At 52.0% G+C, this 223-nt stretch carries 1 rRNA gene; it reads left to right on the top strand.

What is annotated here, in order from left to right:
* Positions 1 to 142: 142 nt before the first annotated feature.
* Positions 143 to 223: ribosomal RNA gene (gene rrf / locus AAC855_RS21500) — 5S ribosomal RNA — on the top strand; the annotation flags it as partial.

Genomic DNA, 223 nt, shown 5'->3' with positions numbered 1-223 from the left:
ACCAGTACTAATGAACCGTGCGGCTTAACCTGACAACACCGAAGGTGTTTTGCGGGCTTTTGAGAAAAGACGAAGTTTCAGAGAAAACAGTGACCGAATGAAGACGGTCAGCCAGCTTGTTCGGGATTGAAAACAGAATTTGTCTGGCGGCAATAGCGCGGTGGTCCCACCTGACCCCATGCCGAACTCAGCAGTGAAACGCCGTAGCGCCGATGGTAGTGTG

Origin of the sequence: Xenorhabdus bharatensis (assembly GCF_037996705.1) — a bacterium.
GTDB classification, from domain to species: Bacteria; Pseudomonadota; Gammaproteobacteria; order Enterobacterales; family Enterobacteriaceae; genus Xenorhabdus; species Xenorhabdus bharatensis.
The sequence above is the reverse complement of the archived record's forward strand: the minus strand, read 5'-3'. Positions and strand labels throughout refer to the sequence as shown.